Here is a 281-nt window from a genome sequence, read left to right on the forward strand (position 1 = left end):
TGGTGTGGGCGTTTTGATTAAGCGTTAGAAACTAAATCATGCCAGAAATGGGCGCCCACCCCCACCTTTTCGCTTGCGCTGCCAAGCAATTTTCATCCGTTCCGCTAGTTTTGCAAGAGGCTCATATTCCACCGCCTTCGGGTCTGCGCCTTGTGCATGTAAAGATCCTATGAAGCTTCCCAGATCGGCAAGCCATTGCCGATGTTGCTTGTTCAGCGCGTTGACTTGCGGCTGAAATACTTGTAGGTTGCCGCTGCCAAGAAACGCCTGGTAGCCGGACT

At 52.3% G+C, this 281-nt stretch carries 1 pseudogene; it reads right to left on the reverse strand.

The features are described 5' to 3' along the window. Positions 1 to 36: 36 nt before the first annotated feature. Positions 37 to 281, reverse strand: a pseudogene (locus F2P44_RS35285) (hypothetical protein); the annotation flags it as partial.

This window comes from Massilia frigida, assembly GCF_011682175.1.
Lineage (GTDB): Bacteria > Pseudomonadota > Gammaproteobacteria > Burkholderiales > Burkholderiaceae_D > Telluria_A > Telluria_A frigida.